At 48.9% G+C, this 21,546-nt stretch carries 19 protein-coding genes and 1 tRNA gene; 15 read left to right on the plus strand and 5 right to left on the minus strand.

Going from position 1 to position 21,546, the window contains the following annotated elements; all coding sequences use genetic code 11:
- The first annotated feature begins 188 nt into the window (after positions 1 to 188).
- The 5 genes from ACTJJJ_RS27990 (at position 189) to ACTJJJ_RS28010 (ending at position 10,008) form a co-directional block, all read left to right on the plus strand.
- On the plus strand, positions 189 to 2,003 hold the full coding sequence (locus tag ACTJJJ_RS27990; protein ID WP_188938759.1) for a glycosyltransferase: 1,815 nt from the start codon (positions 189 to 191) through the stop codon (positions 2,001 to 2,003).
- Positions 2,004 to 2,183: 180 nt separating this feature from the next.
- Positions 2,184 to 3,020 carry a 50S ribosomal protein L11 methyltransferase gene (gene prmA / locus ACTJJJ_RS27995; RefSeq protein WP_188938760.1) on the plus strand — a complete coding sequence of 279 codons (837 nt, stop codon included), beginning with the start codon at positions 2,184 to 2,186 and terminating at the stop codon, positions 3,018 to 3,020.
- Positions 3,021 to 3,057: 37 nt separating this feature from the next.
- On the plus strand, positions 3,058 to 7,737 hold the full coding sequence (locus ACTJJJ_RS28000) for a hypothetical protein (RefSeq protein ID WP_440703679.1): 4,680 nt from the start codon (positions 3,058 to 3,060) through the stop codon (positions 7,735 to 7,737).
- A gap of 154 nt (positions 7,738 to 7,891) precedes the next feature.
- The gene (gene plsY / locus ACTJJJ_RS28005) at positions 7,892 to 8,542 is read left to right on the plus strand and encodes a glycerol-3-phosphate 1-O-acyltransferase PlsY (RefSeq protein WP_188938762.1); all 651 of its coding nucleotides are present in this window, start codon (positions 7,892 to 7,894) and stop codon (positions 8,540 to 8,542) included.
- A 65-nt stretch (positions 8,543 to 8,607) separates the two neighbouring features.
- Positions 8,608 to 10,008 (plus strand): dipeptidase, encoded by a 1,401-nt coding sequence (locus ACTJJJ_RS28010; protein WP_440703680.1) that lies wholly within the window; start codon positions 8,608 to 8,610, stop codon positions 10,006 to 10,008.
- 89 nt (positions 10,009 to 10,097) lie between these two features.
- Here the strand turns inward: ACTJJJ_RS28010 and ACTJJJ_RS28015 are convergent, their stop codons facing one another.
- The gene (locus tag ACTJJJ_RS28015; RefSeq protein WP_440703681.1) at positions 10,098 to 11,324 is read right to left on the minus strand and encodes a tetratricopeptide repeat protein; all 1,227 of its coding nucleotides are present in this window, start codon (positions 11,322 to 11,324) and stop codon (positions 10,098 to 10,100) included.
- A 185-nt stretch (positions 11,325 to 11,509) separates the two neighbouring features.
- Here ACTJJJ_RS28015 and hpt point away from each other — a divergent pair, with 185 nt between their 5' ends.
- The 4 genes from hpt (at position 11,510) to ACTJJJ_RS28035 (ending at position 14,208) form a co-directional block, all read left to right on the plus strand.
- Positions 11,510 to 12,037 carry a hypoxanthine phosphoribosyltransferase gene (gene hpt, locus ACTJJJ_RS28020; RefSeq protein WP_188938765.1) on the plus strand — a complete coding sequence of 176 codons (528 nt, stop codon included), beginning with the start codon at positions 11,510 to 11,512 and terminating at the stop codon, positions 12,035 to 12,037.
- A 38-nt stretch (positions 12,038 to 12,075) separates the two neighbouring features.
- Complete coding sequence (locus ACTJJJ_RS28025) at positions 12,076 to 13,476, plus strand: MBL fold metallo-hydrolase RNA specificity domain-containing protein (protein ID WP_188938766.1); 1,401 nt, start codon at positions 12,076 to 12,078, stop codon at positions 13,474 to 13,476.
- Between the two features lie 84 nt (positions 13,477 to 13,560).
- Positions 13,561 to 13,644: transfer RNA gene (locus ACTJJJ_RS28030), tRNA-Leu, on the plus strand.
- 186 nt (positions 13,645 to 13,830) lie between these two features.
- Positions 13,831 to 14,208: a pentapeptide repeat-containing protein gene (locus ACTJJJ_RS28035; RefSeq protein WP_188938767.1), complete on the plus strand. Its 378-nt coding sequence runs from the start codon at positions 13,831 to 13,833 to the stop codon at positions 14,206 to 14,208.
- Positions 14,209 to 14,260: 52 nt separating this feature from the next.
- On the opposite strand, the gene ACTJJJ_RS28040 is transcribed toward ACTJJJ_RS28035, so the two are convergent.
- The gene (locus ACTJJJ_RS28040) at positions 14,261 to 14,434 is read right to left on the minus strand and encodes a hypothetical protein (protein ID WP_188938768.1); all 174 of its coding nucleotides are present in this window, start codon (positions 14,432 to 14,434) and stop codon (positions 14,261 to 14,263) included.
- Positions 14,435 to 14,520: 86 nt separating this feature from the next.
- On the opposite strand from ACTJJJ_RS28040, the gene ACTJJJ_RS28045 reads away from it, so the two are divergent.
- On the plus strand, positions 14,521 to 15,189 hold the full coding sequence (locus tag ACTJJJ_RS28045; RefSeq protein WP_440703682.1) for a flavodoxin reductase: 669 nt from the start codon (positions 14,521 to 14,523) through the stop codon (positions 15,187 to 15,189).
- Between the two features lie 16 nt (positions 15,190 to 15,205).
- On the opposite strand, the gene ACTJJJ_RS28050 is transcribed toward ACTJJJ_RS28045, so the two are convergent.
- Positions 15,206 to 15,874 carry an ATP-binding cassette domain-containing protein gene (locus ACTJJJ_RS28050; RefSeq protein WP_440703683.1) on the minus strand — a complete coding sequence of 223 codons (669 nt, stop codon included), beginning with the start codon at positions 15,872 to 15,874 and terminating at the stop codon, positions 15,206 to 15,208.
- The gene (locus tag ACTJJJ_RS28055) at positions 15,862 to 16,188 is read right to left on the minus strand and encodes a hypothetical protein (RefSeq protein ID WP_440703684.1); all 327 of its coding nucleotides are present in this window, start codon (positions 16,186 to 16,188) and stop codon (positions 15,862 to 15,864) included. Before ACTJJJ_RS28055 ends, ACTJJJ_RS28050 begins: the two co-directional genes overlap by 13 nt.
- A gap of 183 nt (positions 16,189 to 16,371) precedes the next feature.
- On the opposite strand from ACTJJJ_RS28055, the gene ACTJJJ_RS28060 reads away from it, so the two are divergent.
- The 3 genes from ACTJJJ_RS28060 (at position 16,372) to ACTJJJ_RS28070 (ending at position 19,364) form a co-directional block, all read left to right on the plus strand.
- Positions 16,372 to 17,625, plus strand: coding sequence for a hypothetical protein (locus ACTJJJ_RS28060; RefSeq protein ID WP_440703685.1), 1,254 nt, complete (start codon positions 16,372 to 16,374; stop codon positions 17,623 to 17,625).
- A gap of 90 nt (positions 17,626 to 17,715) precedes the next feature.
- Complete coding sequence (locus tag ACTJJJ_RS28065; protein WP_426292399.1) at positions 17,716 to 18,087, plus strand: BlaI/MecI/CopY family transcriptional regulator; 372 nt, start codon at positions 17,716 to 17,718, stop codon at positions 18,085 to 18,087.
- 5 nt (positions 18,088 to 18,092) lie between these two features.
- Positions 18,093 to 19,364, plus strand: a complete 1,272-nt coding sequence (locus tag ACTJJJ_RS28070; protein ID WP_440703686.1) for a M56 family metallopeptidase — start codon at positions 18,093 to 18,095, stop codon at positions 19,362 to 19,364.
- A 127-nt stretch (positions 19,365 to 19,491) separates the two neighbouring features.
- Here the strand turns inward: ACTJJJ_RS28070 and ACTJJJ_RS28075 are convergent, their stop codons facing one another.
- Positions 19,492 to 20,037, minus strand: a complete 546-nt coding sequence (locus ACTJJJ_RS28075; protein WP_188938774.1) for a CopD family protein — start codon at positions 20,035 to 20,037, stop codon at positions 19,492 to 19,494.
- Positions 20,038 to 20,183: 146 nt separating this feature from the next.
- Between ACTJJJ_RS28075 and msrA the strand changes: the two genes are divergently transcribed.
- Complete coding sequence (gene msrA, locus ACTJJJ_RS28080) at positions 20,184 to 20,870, plus strand: peptide-methionine (S)-S-oxide reductase MsrA (protein ID WP_188938837.1); 687 nt, start codon at positions 20,184 to 20,186, stop codon at positions 20,868 to 20,870.
- Positions 20,871 to 21,011: 141 nt separating this feature from the next.
- The gene (locus ACTJJJ_RS28085; protein WP_106599476.1) at positions 21,012 to 21,542 is read left to right on the plus strand and encodes a hypothetical protein; all 531 of its coding nucleotides are present in this window, start codon (positions 21,012 to 21,014) and stop codon (positions 21,540 to 21,542) included.
- Positions 21,543 to 21,546: the final 4 nt, after the last annotated feature.

A 21,546-nucleotide genomic window follows, 5' to 3' on the forward strand; every position in this document is an offset into this window, starting at 1 on the left:
GACTTAGTTATATTTTATCGCTGGAATGATGTTTTAAACCGGCTTTTCGGCTAAGTAAACAAAAATTCAAGTATTGTTATTCTGAATTATTTTTCTGCATATTTATTGTGTAATAACAAGGATTTTTGTGACATAACCGGAAGCATAATCCCTTTAAATACCCTAGTAACGCTTAAACTGTACCCTGATTGGAACCATTTGTCAAAACCACTAAGAAAAACGTCCTGTTCGAAGTTGCATGGGAGGTTTGTAATCAAGTTGGAGGGATATATACTGTAATAAGGACCAAAGTGCCTGCCATGGTCGAGAAATGGGAGGAGAACTACTTTTTGCTGGGACCTTATTTCGAAAAGAAAGCGTCTTCCGAATTTGAGCAGATTCACGACCTTGACGATTCGCCCGCGGGCCGGATCGTTAAACGAATGCGGGAAATGGGCTTCACGGTTTATTACGGCTATTGGCTTGTAACTGGCAAGCCCCGGGTCGTGCTGTTCGATGTCGACAGCATTATGGGGCAGCTCGATGCCATCAAATTTAACCTCTGGGAAAAGAACCGCATTCCGACGATCAACGTCGAACATCTTGTCAATCAAACACTTTGTTTTGGCGAGCTGGTACGTATGTTCCTGAAAGAATATGCCGATGAGAATGCCAAACGCGAAGAGATTTTCGCGCAGTTCCACGAATGGATGGCCAGCAGCGGGCTGCCGGAGCTGAAACGCGAGAACGTCAAGATCGCGACGACGTTTACTACCCACGCCACCATGCTCGGTCGTTACCTGGCACAGAATGTCTCTGGTTTTTATAACAAACTCCCATTCTTCGACTGGGAACAGGAGGCCAAGAACTATGGTATCCTGGCACAGTGCTCCATCGAGCGCCAGGCCGCGCTCAGCGCGCATGTGCTCACGACCGTGAGTGATGTGACCGCCCGCGAATGCGAGGTGTTCCTCGGCCGCATGCCCGACCTCGTTACGCCGAACGGGCTCAATGTAGTGCGCTTCCAGGCAGTGCATGAGTTTCAGAACCTGCATTTGAAGCATAAGGAACGTATCCACGAGTTTGTAATGGGGCATTTCTTTCCCAGCTATTCCTTCGATCTGGATAAAACACTCTATTTCTTCACATCGGGTCGTTACGAATACAGCAACAAGGGTTACGACCTCACGCTGGAAGCCCTTGCCCGCCTGAACTGGAAAATGGTGCAGGCAAATATGGATATGACCGTGGTGATGTTTATCGTCACCAAACAACCATATACATCGGTAAACCCGGATGTTTTGCAATCGCGTGCGGTGCTAAATGAGTTGCAGGAAACTTGTACCGCCATTGAGAAAGAAGTCGGCGAAAAGCTTTTCCTCGCCACCGCATCCGGCGCCGATCACAAAATGCCCGACCTGAACCAATTTGTGGATGAGTACTGGCGGCTCCGTCTCAGAAGGACCATCCAGAGCTGGAAAACCGATAACCTTCCCGCATTTGTAACGCACGATCTCAAACAGGAAGACGGCATTACCGACTTCTGCAAACGCGCAAACCTGGTCAACAACGAGCGCGACCGTGTCAAAATCGTTTACCACCCCGATTTCATCGCATCGACCAACCCGCTGTTCGGCCTGGACTACGGGCAGTTCGTACGAGGCTGCCATTTGGGCGTCTTCCCGAGCTATTACGAACCCTGGGGCTACACGCCGCTTGAATGCGTAGTACGGGGCGTTCCTACCGTCACCAGCGACCTTTCGGGCTTCGGCGACTATATCATGCAAATCATGCGGGATTATGAAAACAGGGGCATTTACGTCATCAACCGCAAATCCCAGACCTTCTCGCAAGCGGCCGACCAACTAGCCGATATCCTTTTCAAATTCGTTCGCATGCAACGCCGCGACCGCATCATGCAGCGCAACCGCGTCGAGAATATCTCAGATGTTTTTGACTGGATGAATTTGCGCTCGTATTATGATACGGCGCACGACCTGGCTGCGAAGCGCAGGAAGCCGTAAGAGGACATTTTTTTATAGTTCAGGCCCATTGACCAACGTTAATGGGCATTTTTATTGCTCTTCACTTCAATTAATACCGGTAATTTTAAATTCAAATTTAAAATACCGGGCTTAATCGTCCTTGCATTCCTGAAAATTTTCAACACCTTCACTTCCAATTTTTACTAATAACCAATTACAATGAATTACATCGAACTGGACTTGAAAGTGGATCCCGAATTTTCGGAGATATTGATGGCGGAACTGGGAGAGGCGGGATTTGAATCGTTTGTAGAGACAGACGAAGGATTGCTCGCCTACATTCAGGAAGAGGAATTTAAGGAGGAGGCCATCGCCGCAATTACAGCCAAATACCTGGATTTAACGACAATAGCGGCAACCTGGAAATCGTTAGAAAGAAGAAACTGGAACGAGGAATGGGAAAAAAGCTATGAGCCCATCGAGGTGAATGGCCAGGTGCGCGTGCGGGCGACGTTTCATGAGCCCGATCCCTCTTTTAAATATGATTTGCTGATACAGCCCAAAATGTCTTTCGGCACAGGCCATCACGAAACGACATGGTTGGTAATGAACGAGCAACTTAACCTGCCCCATGAACGTCTTTCGATCATGGATGTGGGTTGCGGGACGGGAATTCTGGCAATTCTGGCCTACAAATTGGGCGCATCGCATCTGCTGGGCTTCGATATCGACGAATGGGCCGTAGAGAACACCCGCGAAAATTTCGCGATGAATGAGCTACCGGCCAGTTCGGAAGTGTTTCAGGGAACAATTCAGGATGTGCCGGAGGGGAAAATTTTCGGAGGAGTTCTGGCGAATATCAACCGGAATATCCTGCTGGCTGAAATCCCCGCATACGTTGCACACCTGGAACCGGGTGGCTGGCTTGTGACCAGCGGCTTTTATGAGACCGACCAGGCCGATATTGAAAAATGCGCCGCGGAAAACGGCCTGAAAAAGCTCAGGTCTAATACGCGCAACCAGTGGGCAACCGTTGTTTTTGAAAAAATCAAATAGTCCATTAGCTATTGCTGAAAGCTGAAAGCTACCAAACATGAAGATATTTCGCTTTGTTATACTGCTTTACCTGCTGACTTTTATCGGAAAAAATGCTGCGGCACAGGGCGTCAAACTATCGGACGACCCCGCGCAGTTCATGCCGCAGCTCCGCAAGATGATGGATGGCAGCCGTAACCCGCAATTCATCCGTGCTACGGCCCAGCTGGATAGCGTCTGGATGTCGGGGATTAATGCGCAGCAGCAGGCGAAATTTATCGGGATTGTTAAAACGCAGGTTTCAAAAGGGCAGAAAGCAGGCCCATTGCTGGCGCTGTTGATCCGGAACACGCAGGCAATAGCGAAGAAATCCCCGGACAAGCTCGACGGTTTCCTGGACGTAGCGGCTGATGCCGGTGATAAATACGACGCCAAGACCTTCCAAAAGATCCTTCAAACCAGCTTGCCGATCACCGAAAGCAACAAATTGTACGCGAGCAATTACAACACGCTCTATTTGCTTGGCGGAAATTTCAAATACAGGTTCGATACAAAGGCCGACACTTCCGTAGCCAAAGAAAACCAGGCTGCCAACGACGGTTGGGATACGCCAGTGGATTCCAATTTCGTGATCGCACCAAAATCCAATCCCCTACCCGTGATAGCCGGGCCACTGATGGACCTTGAAAATGCCACATTTGCTATGGTAGCAGGGGGTGATTCCGTCGTTTTTGGGCCCGCGAATGGCAGCGTATCGTTGCGTGACGGTGTGTTTGTGGGTAAAAACGGCAAGCTTACCTGGCAAACCGCTGGCGATTCAAGCATTTATGCGGATCTCGACGCCTATTCTTTTAATATAAACTATCCCAAACTGGTCGCTGAAAACAGTACCCTGCATTCGGATAATTATCTGGCGGCGCCGGTGAAAGGAACGGTGGAATACCGGGGTGTCAAACGCATTAAGGGCCAGCCTGCACAGTATCCCAGATTTGTTTCGAACGATATTGATGCCAAACTGAAAGAAACCCGTAAAAATATCGACTACAATGGCGGCTATTCGCTCATCGGTTTGGACCGGTATAGCTCGGCTTTGAACGATAAGTATTCGACGATCAAGGTTAAATACCAGGAAAAACCTGCATTTACAGCGCGCAGTAAGCGTTTTGCGTTGAAGGATTCTGTTTTTACGGCCAATTTTGCGCTGTATTCGATGCCGCTGGGCGCCGACTCGTTGATCCACCCGGGTATTACATTTAAATATAATGATGACGAAGGGCTGGTAAGGCTCGGCCGGATGGATAAAACCGATTACGGCCCGCTCCCTTACCGTGATTCCTACCACAAAATGAATATCTGGTCGCAAGCCATGCGCTGGCGCTTCCCGACCGATAAAGTAGAGTTTTTGCGTATCAACGGCAAAACAGAAGTCCCCGTGCGACTGGAATCGTTCGATTATTTCAAAAAAGAACGTTTCAGGGAAATCAACAAGGAGTTTGGCTTCCAGCCGCTGATTATGGCCACCAATTATGTCCAGACCACCAAAAAGACTTCTTTCCTGGCCGAAGAGTTGGCTACGAAGTTCAAGCAAAACCCGACGATCATCCGTAATGCGTTACGAAGGCTCGCCCTGGATGATTATTTCATCTACAACAAGGAAACGGATGAATATGGGCTGAGTAAAAAGGGCGTCATGTACGTGCTCGCCAACCTGGATAAAGCCGATTACGACAATTTCCAGGTAAGCGGCCAGTTTGCGGCTAACGATGAGGTGGCAAATGCTACGATTTACATGCCTGATACTTTGCTTACGGTACTCGGCGTTTCGAGGTTCGTCGTCAGCGATTCGCTGAAAATATATGCCGTTCCATCCGACAAAAAGGTGATTATCGGCAAAAACCGCAATTTTACCCTGAACGGGCAGATGGTGGCATCCAACTACCAGTTCCGGGGCCAGAACATCAAATTCGATTATAACCAGTTCTTCGTGAACGTGGCACCGTCCGATTCGATCACGTTTACGCCGCGCGATAAGTTTGCCAAAGGACAGAAAGGCGAAGTCGGCGGGCACGTGAAGTACGAAAAAGGCGGGACTTTCTACCTCAGCGACCCGAAAAACAAATCGGGGATTCAGAAAGGCATTAAAAAATCGCCCAGGCTCGTCGTGCCGGATGGTATGATCGTCTACTTCGACCAGCCTGAACGAGGAACGGTGCTTTACCCGCGAGAAGTGTTTTTCAAGATTCCCAAGATCGATATGGACGGTTTGGATCAGCGAGACGTGATTTTTGATGGCACATTTAATTCCAACGGCATTCTCCCACCCATTCAGACGATCCTGAAAAGCATGCCCGATAACTCGCTCGGTTTCGACTACAAACCGCCGGTTACCGACATGAAACTGTATGAAGGAAAAGCATTGGCCAAGTTCACCGACACGCTGACGATGGACAATACCGGCTTGCATTCCAAGGCGATATTGAAATACCTGTCGGCATCGATGAATGCCAAAAATATCTTGCTCACATCCGACTCACTCATGGCCACCGGCGATGTGGCGAGCATCAAGGAGGCCACCATAGGCAAAGGCTATTTTCCAGCCGTTGCGTTGAAAGACTATGAGTTGAAATGGTATCCCAATGCGGATAGTATGTTTATCAGCACCACCGGCAAGTCGTTCGCCTTCCACCAGGGTACGACGAATCTAGAAGGAAGTTTGCTGTTGCGCTCGACCGGTTTGTATGGCAATGGCAAGCTGAAAAGGGCTGACTCGGAGCTTACCTCACCCGATATCAAGTTCAACAAAGACGGATTCCTGGCCAATAAATCGGCTTTTGCAATCAATAGTGGGGATATAAAGTCTACCAAAAAGCTGCTGACGGGTAATAATGTCAATGTTGATTTCAACTTTAAAACCGGCATTGCCAATTTCGTGACCGACGAATCGGGCTTTGGCAGTGATTCTTCTGGTATGCAAATCCCTACCGCTTCGTACCAGACGCTTATTGGAAGCGCCAAATGGGACATGGCCAAAAAGACGATCCTGATGAAGGGTTTAGGTGAAACATCTTCCTATACTTCGACAGATCCGGATCAGGAAGGACTGACTTTCAATGGTTCCGAGGCAATTTATGACATTGCAAAAGTGACTTTGAACATCAAGGGTGTACCTTTCATTCAGACTGCCGACGTAAAAATCATCCCCGACGGCGGGATGGTAGCCGTAGACAGCAAGGGGAAAATCGTTCCGTTGAAAAAGGCACGCATCGAAATCGACACCCTGAACGTGTCGCACCGCATGCGCGACGCCGACATCCGCATCGATTCCCGCAACCATTTCGAAGGCTCGGCCACCTACCAGTACATTACCGCGCGGAAGGACACATTTAATATTAAAATGCAGAATTTCGAGCTCGTGGAAGTGGGCGCGGGCGAGGAAGGCAAGCGTAAGGCGAAGGATAAACCGGCTGCGGCGGGCATCAAATATTACACGACTGCCCGTGCAGACATTAAGGAAGCGGAGAACCTGTTCCTATCGCCCCGCATTCAATATAAGGGCGCCATTAACCTCGTAGCTTACGAGCCGTCACTGAAATTGGACGGTTTCGTGAAACCGGTGATCAAGTTCCGGAAGGATTTCCAGAGTTCGTGGATCGTGTATCAGGATTCTCCGGGCGAATCGGTTTCCATTAAGATTAATAAAGACCTTAAAAACGAACACGAGATCCCGCTTTCTGTGGGCTTGCATTACAATGAAGCCAAAGGCATGTACATGAGCTTCTTGTCACCCAAGGATTCGGACGGCGACGAGGACATTTACCAGGCCCAGGGCAACCTCAGCTACGATGAGGACAAAAAGGCATTCCGCGTGAACCCGCCGCCAGGCGCCGACGGCCTTATCGACGAGGGCAGTGCATTGTCTTTCGACGATAAAACCGGCTTAGCCACATTCGCAGGACCATTTAAACTCATACAAGCCAACTGGCTCCAAACCGTCGGCAGCGCGGAAGTACAGGTCGATAGTTCCAAATTCCGTTTCAACACAATGCTACTCATGAAAATGCCGGCATTGGAACCGATTGCTCCGGCATTAGCGGCAAAAATCGTAGAAACGAACCTTGCAGAATCAAACAGCACTGCCGCCGACGATGATGCCGATCAACTGAACAGAAAGCTATCCGCCCTGATCGGCCCGAAAGCGACGGACGCATACATTAAACTGACGGCTGCAGGCTACAAACCGATTTTCGAAGCCTCGCCTGCCCTGGATGTGCCCATGGTGCTTTCGAATGTGAACCTGCACTGGTCGCCCGTGCATAACGCGTACTACTCGCAGGGGCCCATCGGCGTGTCGCATTTGGGGAGGAACAACATCAATGCACAAATGACCGGCGTGCTGGAACTCCGCCGCGGTGTGGAAGGCGATGAGTTTAGTCTGTATGTTGAAGCATCGCCCGATGTGTGGTATTATTTCGACTACAAGGCGGGTGAGCTGGGCGTTGTTTCATCACAACTCGATTTCAATGATGAGATCGTTGCGAAGTCTAAAAATGTGAAATCCAAGGACATGACACTGGTAAGCATTGGAACTGAAGAGAAGGAAATGTTTGTTAACCGCTTCGACGATTTCTACCAGCCTGCCCTGAAAAAAGCGAAGCTCGTGAAAACTGCGAAGAAGAAGGCGGCTCCCTCCCAAGCAGAAGAAAAGAAGAAAAAAGCAGAACCCACAGAAGGATTCTGATGTGATTGCCAGTATTTGCAATAGTTTCTGCTAATTTTTGAAAAATAGTATCGATCCTGCTAGTTTTGCACTACAATAGCTTGCATAATCCTCCAACTATCGTATTTTTGAGAAAAGCTTTTTGTAGTTTAAATTTATCATTGAATAGTACAAAATGAGTATTGCCTTATTAATAGTTGCGATTGTTGCTGCTTATTTGCTGGGTTCCATCCCAAGTTCAGTCTGGTACGGTATTGGGTACTTTGGAATCGATGTCAGGAAACACGGCAGCGGTAACGCGGGTGCCACCAACACGTTTCGGGTATTGGGCAAACGCGCAGGGACTGTTGTAATGCTCATCGACGTACTGAAAGGCTGGACGGCCACTTGTCTCGCTTCCATGCTTTTCTACATGAACGAAATCGGTGAGACCGAACTCCTGATGTACAAGATCATCTTCGGGATTATCGCTATTATCGGTCACATCTTCCCCATTTTTGTGAATTTCAAAGGCGGCAAAGGCATTGCCACACTGCTCGGAATGGTATTGGCCATTCACCCCGAGCTTGCGTCCGTCTGCATTACTATATTTATTCTGACACTAATTGCATCTCAATACGTATCACTGAGCTCGATCCTCGCGACGTTGGCATTCCCGGTACTTTCGTGGATGGGCGTCTTCGGGCATCCCGAGCCGCTACTTGTTGTTTTTGGCTTTACGATGTTTATCCTCGTTGTTTTTACACACCAGAAAAACATTGGCCGATTGCTCAAAGGCAACGAAAACCGAGTGAACATCTTCGCTAAATCGAAAGCCCGGAGCTGATATTCGTAATCTAACCCTGTTAATCCCAACCCCTGAGGCACAACCTTAGGGGTTATTTTTTTAACTTGACCGCCGATTCAGTTAAGACTAAAAACAACCATTCAATGCAAGAATATATTGAAAAAAACCGCGACCGGTTTTTAAATGAACTGCTCGACCTGCTCCGCATTCCGTCGGTAAGCGCCGATTCGAAGTTCAAGCCCGACATGCTCAAAGCCGCGGAATATGTGCGCGACCGCATCGCCGAAGCCGGTGCCGACCGTGCTGAAATCTATGAAACCGAGGGCCATCCGGTTGTCTACGGCGAAAAGATCGTTGATCCTGCCCTGCCTACCGTGCTCGTGTATGGCCATTACGATGTCCAGCCGGCCGATCCTTACGAACTATGGAACTCTCCCCCGTTTGAACCAATCATCAAAAACGACCGCATTTACGCACGCGGCGCCTGCGACGACAAGGGGCAGTTTTATATGCATATTAAAGCCCTCGAAATCATGCTTGCAACAGGCACGCTCGCGTGTAATGTGAAGGTGATGATTGAAGGGGAAGAAGAAATAGGGTCCTCCAACCTTGGGACATTTGTCCGGAAACACAAGGAAATGCTGCGATGCGATACGATCCTTATTTCCGACACGAGTATTATTGCAAATGACGTTCCGTCGATCGAAACCGGCCTTCGCGGACTGACATATGTTGAAGTGGAAGTAGTCGGAGCCAACCGCGATTTACATTCCGGCGTGTACGGCGGCGGCGTCGCCAACCCTATCAATGTGCTATGCGAAATGATCGCCTCACTAAAAGACGAAAACGGCCACATTACCATTCCAGGGTTCTACGACAAAGTTCAGGACCTGAGCACCTCCGAGCGTGCTGCTCTGAATGCCGCGCCGTTTGATCTGGAAGAATATAAAAAGGATCTCGCTATCGACGACGTAGCCGGCGAAAGAGGCTATACCACCATCGAAAGAACATCCGTTCGCCCGACATTGGACGTAAATGGAATCTGGGGCGGCTACATAGGCGAAGGGGCCAAGACAGTACTCCCGTCCAAAGCAAGCGCCAAAATCTCCATGCGCCTCGTACCCGACCAGAACGACGACGAAATATGCGAAATCTTCACAAAGCATTTCGAATCCATCGCACCGGCTTCTGTGAAAGTGAAAGTAGTACCCCACCACGGCGGTTTGCCCTACGTGACGCCAACAGATTCGGTGGAATACCGTGCGGCGGAGCTGGCAATGGAAGAATCATTTGGCAAAAAGCCGATTCCGACCCGCGGCGGAGGAAGCATCCCGATCGTAGCACTTTTCGAGCAGGAACTAGGCTGCAAGAGCATCCTGATGGGTTTCGGCCTCGATATCGATGCCCTGCATTCGCCGAACGAGAGCTACGGGTTGTTCAATTACTATAAAGGGATCGAAACGATTCCGTTGTTTTTCAAACATTATGCGGAATTGAAGAAATAAGGAACATCTCACAAAGCCCTTCGACTTCGCTCAGGGTGACACTAGTGTCATGTTGAGCGAAGTCGAAGCATCAAGCAAGTACGCGCCTCCTACCGCCTTCTTCGTTGCTCACGCTTCATCTTCTTCAAATTCGTGATCGCCGCCTTTGCCTCTTTGTCCTGGCTGGATTTTTTATCCGCGCGGTCATCGGCGAGTTTGTAGTAGCGCAGCGCCTCGTCATAATCCTTTTTTTGCTCCGCAATTTTTCCTAATCCGATCAGCGAGGAAACATAATAGCCGGCATTCATCGAATTGGTTTGCGTTGAATAATCGATCGCTTTCTTATAATACTCGCTCGCCGCGTCATAATTGCGGTGGTAGTTCATATTGTAGTAGGCCAGCACATAAGCGGCATTACGGCCGCTTACTCCTTCATAACCAGGCATTCCCTGACTAATTTTTGTAATAATATTCTGTGCCGCTTGCTCCGCTTCCGCCATTTTTCCGGTAACAAAGGCCGTCCGGCAAAAATACCGCTCGAAATACGGATTGTTCGGATAGGTTTGCCACATATATTTAGCCATTTCGTAAGCCTTGCTGTACTCGTTTTCCATGCTGTAAATCTGCAAGAGAAAATAGCGGGCCTCCACACGCGTGTAAAATGCATTGTTCCCCACCTTTTCCAGCTGCTGCTCGCCGAGCCTTTTGTTTCCTTTTGGGAAGAGTGCCAGGACCGGTTTCAGGATCGGATATTCTTTCGGGACCCATTCGGCGTAATAGTTATACAGCCCGTCGCCAAACAGCAACTCAGGCGAGAGGTCACCATTACCCTTGCATTGTTCGAAATACTTCAATGACTTTTTCCCCGCAAATGCCGCTTTCGCCCAGCTTTCGCGCTCGGCGTAGAGCCTGCCTTTGAATGCGTATGCGGCAGCGAGAAAGAATGCCGGTTCTATTTTATTTTCCTGGTCGTCATACAGCTCCTCAGCCAGCGTAATGGTCGAATCCATTTGCGCAAGGAAGGTTTTGTCATAGGCTTCGTTTTCCGTGTTCGGTACAATTTTCCACCATTCGGCCAGACCCATCAGAAAATGGGGCATAGGGTGCTTCGGGTACCGGTATTTGAGCCACCGGAACTCCGCGTCTGCCTCGTAAAACTGGTAATTATACAACTTATTGATCGCCTCGGTCGACTCGATCTGAACTCCGGGATTTTGGAGAACCATCGCATACTTCTTGTCCAGTTCGGCCGAAGAATACAATTGCGCGGTTGCAATGTGGCTTGTAATTACAGTTAAGCAGCAGAAAATGATTGTGTTAGCAACTAAGCTTTTCATAGCAAGGGTAAATCTGTCCTATTAACGCCGGATTTATATTTTGCGTTTGTCAGCGGCCCGGTTTTTAAAAAAAGAGTTAATATTGATCCTCAGAGTATTTGCCACGAACCGACTGCCGGCATTCGGCAGCCAGTTTCCAGAAAACGCTTTGTCGTCTTTTGGAACTTGATCCGTACTTCAAAATTATGATTAACATTCTGGATAAAACATTTGTCCCTTTTATTTCGCGCGAAACGATCGAAAACCGTATTTCTGAGTTAGCTGCCGGCATCAATTCCGATTATGCGGATTCGTGCCCGGTATTCATCATCGTACTGAACGGCGCATTTCTTTTTGCCAGTGAGCTCGTCAAGAGCATTTCGCTGGCGTGCGAGATCAATTTTATTCGGCTTTCCTCCTATTCTCAAACGACCTCGTCCGGCATGGTGCGGGAGATTATCGGGATGGATGCCAACATTGCCGGACGAGATGTGATCATTATTGAAGATATTGTGGATACCGGGCTTACCATGTCGCAGCTGATCACAAAAGTGAAGGCGATGTCGCCAAAATCCGTTGAAATCGCTACTTTGCTGCACAAGCCGGAAGCGTTGAAAACCCCCGTGGATATGCGCTATGTCGGCTTTGAGATCGAAAATAAATTCGTAGTCGGCTACGGGCTCGACTACGACGGCATTGGGCGCAACCTCGACGCGATCTACGTCCTGGCATGACCTCCTTCTTTTCACCAACGTTCTAAATCCAAACCTTTATGCTGATCCAATTTTTTGGCGCCGCACGCACCGTTACCGGAAGCAAGCACCTCATTACCACCGAAAAAGGAACCAAAATATTACTTGACTGCGGGCTTTTTCAGGGCATTCAAACCGACGAGTTCAACCAGGAATTCGGTTTCAAACCTGCCGATGTCGATTACGTAGTCCTTTCCCACGCGCACATCGACCACTCAGGCCTGCTCCCACGCCTCGTACGCAAGGGTTTCAAAGGGCCAATCTATTGCACCGCTGCCACTGCCGATCTTTGTCGCGTAATGCTGCTCGACAGCGCCCATATCCAGGAAAAAGACCTCGAACGCATCAATAAACGCCGCAAAAAGCAAGGGCGCCCGCTCCTTGAAGAACTTTACAATGCCGAAGACGCCGCCCATGCATTGAGCCTATTCAAAACTGTGCGTTACGGACAGACGTTTTTTTTGGGTGAAGACAATGAAGTATCGGTAATCCTGACCGACGCCGCGCATTTGCTCGGCAGCGCCGCCGTGCATTTGAGCATTCCAGATGGAGGGACTTTTAAGCAGGTAACGTTTACCGGCGACATCGGCCGCCCCGAAGACCGCATTCTCCGCAAGCCCGAGGAATTCCCACAAGCCGATTACATTATCTGCGAATCTACTTACGGCGACCGGCTGCACGAAAAAGAGATTGATATGCATGCGCATTTGCTGCGCATTGTACAAGAAACGTGCGTCCGTCGCCGCGGCAAACTCATTATTCCCGCCTTTGCGATCGACCGCACGCAGGAGCTCATTTATGCTCTTGACCAGCTTTCGAGTTCAGGCCAGCTACCGCAAATCCCCGTCTACATCGACAGTCCGCTCGCGATCCGCGCCACGGCCATTATGAAGGAACACGACGAATGCTTCAACCCCGAAATCCTGGATTACATCGAGAAAGACGGCGACGCATTTGCATTTCCGTACCTCAATTATATTTCAGATGTGCAGCAATCCATCGCCCTTAACGACCACAAAGAACCCTGCATCATCATTTCCGCCTCCGGGATGGCCGAAGCGGGGCGCATCAAGCACCATATCAAAAATAACATCGGAGACCCGAACTCGACGATCCTGCTCGTGGGCTATGCGTCTGCGAACACCCTCGCAGGTGCGTTGAAGCGTGGGGACACGCATGTAAACATCTTCGGCGAGAAGTTCGAGGTCAAATGCCGCGTCGAAACGATGGATTCCTTCTCCGGTCACGGCGATTACAACGAAATGCTGGAATTTCTCTCGTGCCAGAAACCCGAGCGCGTAAAGGAGGTATTCCTTGTGCATGGTGAATACGAGACGCAAATCGCATTCAAATTGAAGCTGGAAAAGGCCGGATACCGCAAAATCCACATTCCGGCGCTGTATGAAGGGGTCAAAATTTAAATTTTTAAGATTTTTTCACCGTCTGAAACTCGAAACGCTTGTAAAGTCCAAAACAAGATTGCTATCTTTGCCCACCCAATTCAAGCCGAAGTGGTGAAACTGGTAGACACGCACGTTTCAGGGGCGTGAGGGAGCAATCCTGTGCGGGTTCGAGTCCCGCCTTCGGCACAAAACGCTGTTTCTGTTATCAGGAACGGCGTTTTTGCTTTTCGGGACAAATAGCGGGACAAAAAAAATCACACACGATAGAAGCCTGATTTTTGGCACAATTGCACCGCAATTTCGTCGCATTTGGCCCTTTTACACTGGCTGTTAGGAAGCTAACTTTACATTAGCCAAAACCAAACGACCATCATGGAAACCATCAAACAAATTGCGCTCGACAGCGAATGTGCCGTCATCACTGCCCACTGCGTTATGCTGTCCGACTCGACATTCAACGACGTGAACATGAGTAATATATCGATTACGGATGCGAATTTGAGCGACCTCAAAATCGAAGGCGCACAGCTGGGCGGGGCGGTGTTTCAGAACATAGGTATGTGCCCGCCCGATCACCCGATGTACGACCCGGAGGCAGAACAGCGGCCGCTCCTTTTCGAACATTGTGATTTGCATAAGAGCAGGTTCGTCCATTGCGATCTGAGCGGTATCGAAATATCCGGATGCAATATTGAAGGATTGACGATTAATGGAAAACTGATTTCCGATCTGCTAAAAAACAGCATTTGAATCCGGAATCAATCTTCATGTCAGCCGCTGTGACCTCACCGGGCCAAGGATCTCAAAACCGCATGCTCAATCCACCATTGAAAACGCCTTTATAACCATAGCCTAATTCCATAAATACGATATCCGTCAGCCATCGTCGCTTTTCCGTCGCATTCCCGATCATTACATTGCCACCTACCTCGGCACTACACCCGCTACTTTCAGTCGTTGCCTTAAACCATGCCATTCGACAAAAACCGTTCTTGACAGCGGCCCTGGGAGTGCGTATTTTGCATCAAGTTTGTATCCACAACGCATTCGAAACCTACCGTCATGGCCGACTATTCCGTCAAACTGCTCGCTAAAAAGCCTGTTACGCATAACGTAAATGCCTATACCGTAGAGAAACCGGCGGGTTTCACGTACACTCCCGGCCAGGCTACCGATTTTTCGATCCTGAAAGATCAATGGGCTGCAGAAAAGCGGCCGTTCACATTCACGTCGCTGCCCACGTCGGATACGCTCGAATTCACGATCAAATCCTACACCGACCACGAGGGCGTAACCAATGCACTGACGCACGTGCAGCCGGGCGACAGTTTCGAGATCAGCGACGCCTGGGGCGCCATCGAATACAAAGGCGAGGGCGTATTCCTGGCCGGAGGCGCCGGTATTACGCCATTTCTGGCCATTTTCAGGGATTTGTATTCCAAAGGTCAGGTCGGGGCAAACCAGCTGTTCTTCTCCAACCGCACCACGGCCGACATTATCCTTAAAGAAGAGCTCGAACAAATCCTCGGCGAGCATTTCTTCAACCTCATTTCGGGCGAAAATGCAGGCGGTTACCATCACGGCCGTATCGACAAGGCTTTTCTGCAAAAACACATCACGAATTTCGACCAGCCTTTTTACGTCTGCGGGCCGGATGCATTCACGGAATCGATTTTGAAAACATTGGAAGAGCTAGGCGCCAGCGCGGAAGCATTGATTTTTGAAAAGTAGCTTTTTAATGAATGTCTTATAAATATCCAAACTCTTCCAGTTCAGAATAAACATCTTTAAGCAAGATACTGCGTCCTACGGGCACGATCAGGTATGTTGCATCCGCGAGGCCCAGGACGTCTTCATACGCATGATCTGAAATCAGAATACCTTTCCGGGCCTTTTGCTCAGTAATCACTCTTCTCATTTGCTCGATACTAACGGGCGAAAGCGCGGCAAATGGCTCATCGAGCAAGGTAAATGCCACGGGCATCAGCAGCACGAGCAACGTTCCCAGCAGCCGTCGGTTACCGGTCGACAGGTCTTTAACACGGGTAAGATTGTACTGCTCCAAATCTTGAAAATGGCGGCACAGATCCGTAAAATCGACTTTATACAACCTGCATACCTCGCTCACGCGCAGGTTTGAGGGGATAAAAGCGTGCTGTGGCAGGTAGCTGATCAGTCCCGGATGCTGATAGGGATGTGATACATAGTCACCATTGAACCTTACCGATTGGTTTTGCCCCCGGAGCGTTCCGAAAATCATTTGCATCAGGCTGGACTTCCCCGTCCCGTTACGCCCGAGCAGCCCTGTCACATGGCCTGTCTGCATTTGAAGGTAAATATTTTGCAGGATTTTGCATCCCTCATATTCCAGCCACATGCTATCGGCTTCGAGCACATGCCCTTTCATCTTATCCATTCACTTGCTAACTGGATAATACTCATTGATAAAGAGAAGAGTACGAAATCCGCTACGAATGCCGCGGTGAAAAGCTGCCGCTGAGATAGGTTCGCATTGGCATAAAAGAAAAACAAATGTGCATACCTGCGCCGGAAAATGTAAATGGTGATGCCTTGCAAAAAGAATTTGAAAAGGACCAGCGCGGGTATCAGCACATAAAGATTCCGGGCCGTCGGGCAGCCCAATGCGCGCCAGGCCGCCATCGGAATGGCCCACAAATAAAATCCGAACGAACGGTAAAAGATGGCTGACAGATGCAGTTTTGTCTTCATTCAGAACACCTTAACTATTGATATTTGCTAAAATAGCAACCAGCCTTCCAATTAATTCAGGTTTAAGAATTTTTAACAACTTATCAAACGAGCTATTTTTAAAATCATCGGCATTTCCATACAACCATTTCTATTAAAACACACCTCTTTCATCAGGCCGGGGCCGCATTTACTTCTGTTTGCATGAAATACTTCTTACCGCTGCTATTGATCCTTTTGAAATCGTTGACTGTCGCTGCGCAGGACACTATTCGCGTGACTTACAGCGAAGAACCCGATACACTGAGCGTCCGGCAGAAGTTTATCGACCGGTACGACAATGTGTTTATGACGCGTGTGCCTACGAAACATATTGTCAAGGCTGGATATCGGACTTCCGACCTCAGGGGGATCGGTATTGGAGTCGATATCAGCTACGAGTATAAGTTGCTACCCTTCCTGTCGGTAGAAGCAACTTTGCGCGGCCAGACAAACGCAGCAAGCGATGCCATTTATAGCCGCACATTTGTCAAACCCTGGCGCGGTAACACTTGGCTGGGCGCGAAGGCGCGTTGGTACTATGCCATGCCCGCGAGGATCCGAAAAGGGCTGAATGCAAACAATTTCAGCGGGGCTTACCTGGCAATGTCTTACGAGCTCCCATTAAAATCGATAGACCGGTACAATAGCAGCCCATACAAGCGGATCGTAGGAGTTGCGTCCGGCTTTCAGAGCCGCTTCCTGAATTGGGGACATGTCGATATTTCATTCGGAGCCTACTACACGGAGCCAAGGCCGAGGGAAGCATCGTGGCATCCTCTTTATTCCAACAAAAGTCCCGTCGACTTCAAACGAAATATTATTTTTTCAACGCAAATGACCGTCGGAATTGCGCTGGGAGACTGGAAGCGCTCCCTGCCTTCTCAGTTATGCGAAGTACTGCTATGCGATGAGGAAATTCACAATCAATGGAAACTACGCTTTCCGGAATTCAGCATAGGTCTGGACCAGCAGTCGTTGCGCACAGGCATTGCGCGCGAAGCTAAATTCGGCAAAAGCCCCTTTTCGCTCGACATGAGTGCTAATGCTGAATTTTACGATAGGAAATGGGACTCTGTGCGCGGATCTTCGATTAAAGTGGGCCTGCAGCCGCGATATTACTTTCTGCAGCGCATGCAGATCCGTCGCGGCAAATCGGGCAATAATCTTTCCGGTTTTTATACAGCCTTCGAAATCGCGATGCTTCATACCAAATACGGAACCACCGGCTACTTCCCTAATATAAATGAAAGGTACTGGTCAATTTCACCGTCGATAGGTTTTCAGCAACGACTGTTTAAACATATTTATGTGGATACGAATGTCGGTTATCATGTGTTGCCGGCAGACGTGCCCTACCCTTATGACGCCCTTCACCGGCGTTATTCTGCCAGGCTTGCGCTTGGATTTACATTTTGAGCATTCTCCATGAACATCAGAAATATCTTGTTTTAAAGATTTCAACTAAATATAAGTTTGATAACTAAATTTTAGTTATACCTTTGAATCATGGAACCGCTTAGTCATTCGGAAGAAAACATCATGCGCATTCTCTGGGAGCTGGGAGAAGGCGTGATTCACGACATTCTTGATAAATTACCCGAGCCGAAGCCGCCTTACACGACTGTTTCGTCTATCGTAAGGCTCTTGGAAAAAAAGGCCTTTGTCGATCACAAGGCGTATGGCAAAACGCATGTCTATTTCCCGGCCATTTCCCGGGATCAATACGCCCGGAGATCGTTTTCCGACCTTATGAAGCACTATTTTGAAGGTTCTCCCAAGAACATTGTATCGTTTATAGTCCAGGAAAACGCCTTGAAACCGGATGAAGTAAATGAATTGAAACAACTGATCGATTCGTACTATCCTCCCAAATCGTAAACGCCATGGCCGGTACCTATCTGTTGGAAGTGAACCTTTGCCTGGCGCTTGTGATCCTGCTTTACAGGGCCGCTTTTCGAAGGCTTACCTTCTTTGCAGCCAACCGGCTATACCTGCTTTTCGGGATGGTGTTCAGTATCATAGCCCCTGCATTGAGACTGCCGCTTTGGCCGGGCCAATGGGAGCAGCCTTCGGGAGTGGCAGCGCGTTTCATCCCGGAATATGCATTGGTTGAAGGCATTGCCGGCGATTCCCCGCAAACATACGGGTCCGGTTTTTCACAAACCCTCTGGATAATTTATGGTTGCATTGCAGCCTGGCATTTGTATAAATTGTTCGCAGACATTTTCGCCGTCGCCCGGCTGATCCGGAAATACCCTTCCCGGAAACTGGGAACTGTGCGGCTCGTGTTGGTGGACAGTGAAATACCTGCCTCCTCTTTTTTCAACTACATTTTTATCAACCAAAACCTGCCTGATAATGCGTCCTTGCGTACATGCATCGCGCACGAGCTCGTGCATTGCAGGCAAGGGCATTCGGGCGACTGGCTGGCTGTCCGGCTGCTTAGCGCGTGCTGCTGGTTCAATCCGCTGATGCGTTTCTGGCGGGAAGCGATCACGGTCAATCATGAATTCATCGCCGACGCACAGGCCGCACGCCAGGCCGGGAGATTTCGTTACACGCATCTGCTCCTGAACCTGTCGTCATCTACGCAAATCTCACCCCTGCATTACTTTTCATATTATGGTCAAATCAAATCACGAATTATCATGCTACATCAAACTCCATCCAGGGCCGTGAGCCGACTGCGCTTCCTGGCAGCCGTGCCATTGGCGGCATTAATGCTGCTCTTCTTTTCCTGCGAAATACCGGGCGGCGAAGCGAACAACATTTCAGAATATCTCAATAAAGACCTCGTAGGAATGTGGGAAAATATGAACCGCATTACGATCAACGACAACGACGGCAAAACGCCGCGCGATTTTCCTGAGCGATCGGGTGATGTAAAAGTATGTTTGTCAAAACTGGAACTCCGGGCCGACGGTCGCTTCGAAATGCGCGATGCCGACAATGCCAGCAAGCTCACCGGCACCTGGCAAAGCAATAGTGCTGGCAATGCCGTTCAGCTTTTCTGCGACAATGAAAAAACAGGAACGTCGGTCATTGCCTTGGAGCTCGAAGGCGACGGCGACGGAAGTATTGCCGCCTGGCAGCATTATTCCGCTGACGAAAAGCTTTCAGCAGGTCACGTATTTTACGAATACAAAAAACTCTAAAATTTTTTAGTCTTTATAACTAAATTTTAGTTATAAAACGAAATACAAGTAATGCCAGGTGGGATTATTCAAGTAAAAAGCCCTTCGGACGACATGTTCAAAGGGCTTTGCTATTTTTTGAAATACGCTAAACTCCTGCCTTCTTTTCCCGCATTCTCTTGACGACCCGCACGGCGGTCATGATCACAATCGCGAAAGCGATCAGACCTAGCACGCCCCACAGCCAGTCGACGGTGTTTTTTAATACTACCAAAAAGACGATGGAAAACAGGAATATCGTCGCTACTTCGTTGAAAAGACGCAATTGAAAGGAACTATACCGGAATTTTCCCTGCCGGAGTTCCAGTAATATTTTACGGGTAATGGAATGGTAAGCCAATAGGCCCAGCACAAAAACCAGTTTCAGCTTCATCCAACCCTGGTCAAGCCAGGCGGGGGTAATGTAGAGCATCGCTGTTCCGCATAGCAATGCAAGCCAGCATGCGGGTGTCATGATTGCATTGAACAACAGCTTCTCCATTTTCGTAAATTGTGCCAAAAGGATTTCGCGTTCGGGACTCGGCTTGTCGTTGGCCTCGGTGTGGTACACAAACAGGCGGGGCATGTAAAAAAGTCCTGCAAACCAGCTGACTACAAATATGATATGAAGTGCTTTGAAATGAAGATAGGTCATAAACTACCGGAGATTTGATGTCGACGGAATAGGATGCTATCCCGATCTTTTGGCGTTCAAATTTCGTAAATATTATACGATTACGGTCATAAAACTTTATTGGCCCCGTAATCGTTACCGAAACAGTGATAACCCGTATTGTTATGATGAGAACCACCATCCCGATTTTCACGTTTATATTTTTGTGTTGCATGGCCCTCGTGTCGTGTGCGCAGACAGACAAAAAACACAAGAGCAAAATGGACAAAGAAGCAGCCTCAACCGCACTCGACGAAAGCAACGTCGATACCGCGAACACACAAGTCGCAACATTTGGTACGGGATGTTTCTGGTGTACCGAGGCCGTAATGGAATCACTCGAAGGCGTTAAGAAGGTGGTTTCGGGCTACTCGGGCGGGCACGACCCCAATCCCAATTATAAGGCAGTATGCACAGGTAATACCGGTCACGCGGAGTGCGTGGAAGTGACGTACGATCCCAAGGTGATCAGTTACGCCGACCTGCTGGAAGCGTTCTTCCGCAGCCACGACCCTACTTCGCTGAACCGCCAGGGAAATGATGTGGGTACGCAATACCGTTCAGTCGTTTTTTACCATACCGACGAGCAGAAACAGCTGGCGGAAACGGCCAAAGCGGAATTGGACAAATCGGGCGCTTATGCGAATCCGATTGTAACCGAAATCACTAAATTCCAGAAGTTTTATCCTGCCGAAGACTACCACCAGAATTATTTTGCCAACAATCCCGACCAGGGCTACTGCGCCTTCGTGATTGCACCAAAACTGGACAAATTCAAAAAGGTCTTTAAGGATAAGCTCCGCAAACACATCTGATTTTGGATTAAAGAAAGATACCAAAACCACTTATAAAGTAGGAAACTCCGGTTAATAACTATAAATGGCACAAGTTTTGAAGCATTGAAATAAAGGCTTTAATTTGTGCCATTATTCTTTAACAATAACTAATCTATTACGATGAAAAAGACTCTATTCATGCTGGTAGTTGCAGCCCTTTTCAGCGCAGCTTCCGAGAAGGCGTTCGCCCAATTTGAAAAAGGAGATAAATTATTGAATGCTGGTATTAACCTCGGCGGTACATATGGCGGCGGTGGCGTCGGTGTAGGTGCTTCATTCGAAGGTGGTATCCATGACTTTATCAGCGTTGGTGGCCAGGCTGACTTTACGACCTGGAACTACGGCTACGTTGGGTACAAGTGGAGATACAACTTCTTCACCATTGCGGCGAGGGGCTCTTACCACTACGGAAAGCACTTCCTGAAACTGGACAACCTTGATTTGTACGCAGGACCTTCACTCGGTTACCGTGTTTCTTCTTTCAGCGATCCTGATGGCTGGTCAGGCGTTTACGATGACGGCTACGGAAGCGGTGTTTTCTTCGGCGTATTCGCAGGAGCACGTTACTACTTCAAGCCTAACATGGGCGTATTTGCGGAAGTTGGTTACAACGCATCTCCATTGAAAGCGGGTATCGCATTCAAATTCTAAGAAA

The organism is Dyadobacter sp. 22481 (genome assembly GCF_052044875.1).
In the GTDB taxonomy this organism is placed as follows: domain Bacteria; phylum Bacteroidota; class Bacteroidia; order Cytophagales; family Spirosomataceae; genus Dyadobacter; species Dyadobacter endophyticus.

Coding starts and splice junctions, on each gene's coding strand:
- prmA (WP_188938760.1), top strand. CDS start 2,184: ATGAATTACATCGAACTGGACTTGAAAGTGGATCCCGAATTTTCGGAG.
- ACTJJJ_RS28000 (WP_440703679.1), top strand. CDS start 3,058: ATGAAGATATTTCGCTTTGTTATACTGCTTTACCTGCTGACTTTTATC.
- plsY (WP_188938762.1), top strand. CDS start 7,892: ATGAGTATTGCCTTATTAATAGTTGCGATTGTTGCTGCTTATTTGCTG.
- ACTJJJ_RS28015 (WP_440703681.1), bottom strand. CDS start 11,324: ATGAAAAGCTTAGTTGCTAACACAATCATTTTCTGCTGCTTAACTGTA.
- hpt (WP_188938765.1), top strand. CDS start 11,510: ATGATTAACATTCTGGATAAAACATTTGTCCCTTTTATTTCGCGCGAA.
- ACTJJJ_RS28025 (WP_188938766.1), top strand. CDS start 12,076: ATGCTGATCCAATTTTTTGGCGCCGCACGCACCGTTACCGGAAGCAAG.
- ACTJJJ_RS28035 (WP_188938767.1), top strand. CDS start 13,831: ATGGAAACCATCAAACAAATTGCGCTCGACAGCGAATGTGCCGTCATC.
- ACTJJJ_RS28040 (WP_188938768.1), bottom strand. CDS start 14,434: ATGGCATGGTTTAAGGCAACGACTGAAAGTAGCGGGTGTAGTGCCGAG.
- ACTJJJ_RS28045 (WP_440703682.1), top strand. CDS start 14,521: ATGGCCGACTATTCCGTCAAACTGCTCGCTAAAAAGCCTGTTACGCAT.
- ACTJJJ_RS28050 (WP_440703683.1), bottom strand. CDS start 15,874: ATGGATAAGATGAAAGGGCATGTGCTCGAAGCCGATAGCATGTGGCTG.
- ACTJJJ_RS28055 (WP_440703684.1), bottom strand. CDS start 16,188: ATGAAGACAAAACTGCATCTGTCAGCCATCTTTTACCGTTCGTTCGGA.
- ACTJJJ_RS28060 (WP_440703685.1), top strand. CDS start 16,372: ATGAAATACTTCTTACCGCTGCTATTGATCCTTTTGAAATCGTTGACT.
- ACTJJJ_RS28065 (WP_426292399.1), top strand. CDS start 17,716: ATGGAACCGCTTAGTCATTCGGAAGAAAACATCATGCGCATTCTCTGG.
- ACTJJJ_RS28070 (WP_440703686.1), top strand. CDS start 18,093: ATGGCCGGTACCTATCTGTTGGAAGTGAACCTTTGCCTGGCGCTTGTG.
- ACTJJJ_RS28075 (WP_188938774.1), bottom strand. CDS start 20,037: ATGACCTATCTTCATTTCAAAGCACTTCATATCATATTTGTAGTCAGC.
- msrA (WP_188938837.1), top strand. CDS start 20,184: ATGAGAACCACCATCCCGATTTTCACGTTTATATTTTTGTGTTGCATG.
- ACTJJJ_RS28085 (WP_106599476.1), top strand. CDS start 21,012: ATGAAAAAGACTCTATTCATGCTGGTAGTTGCAGCCCTTTTCAGCGCA.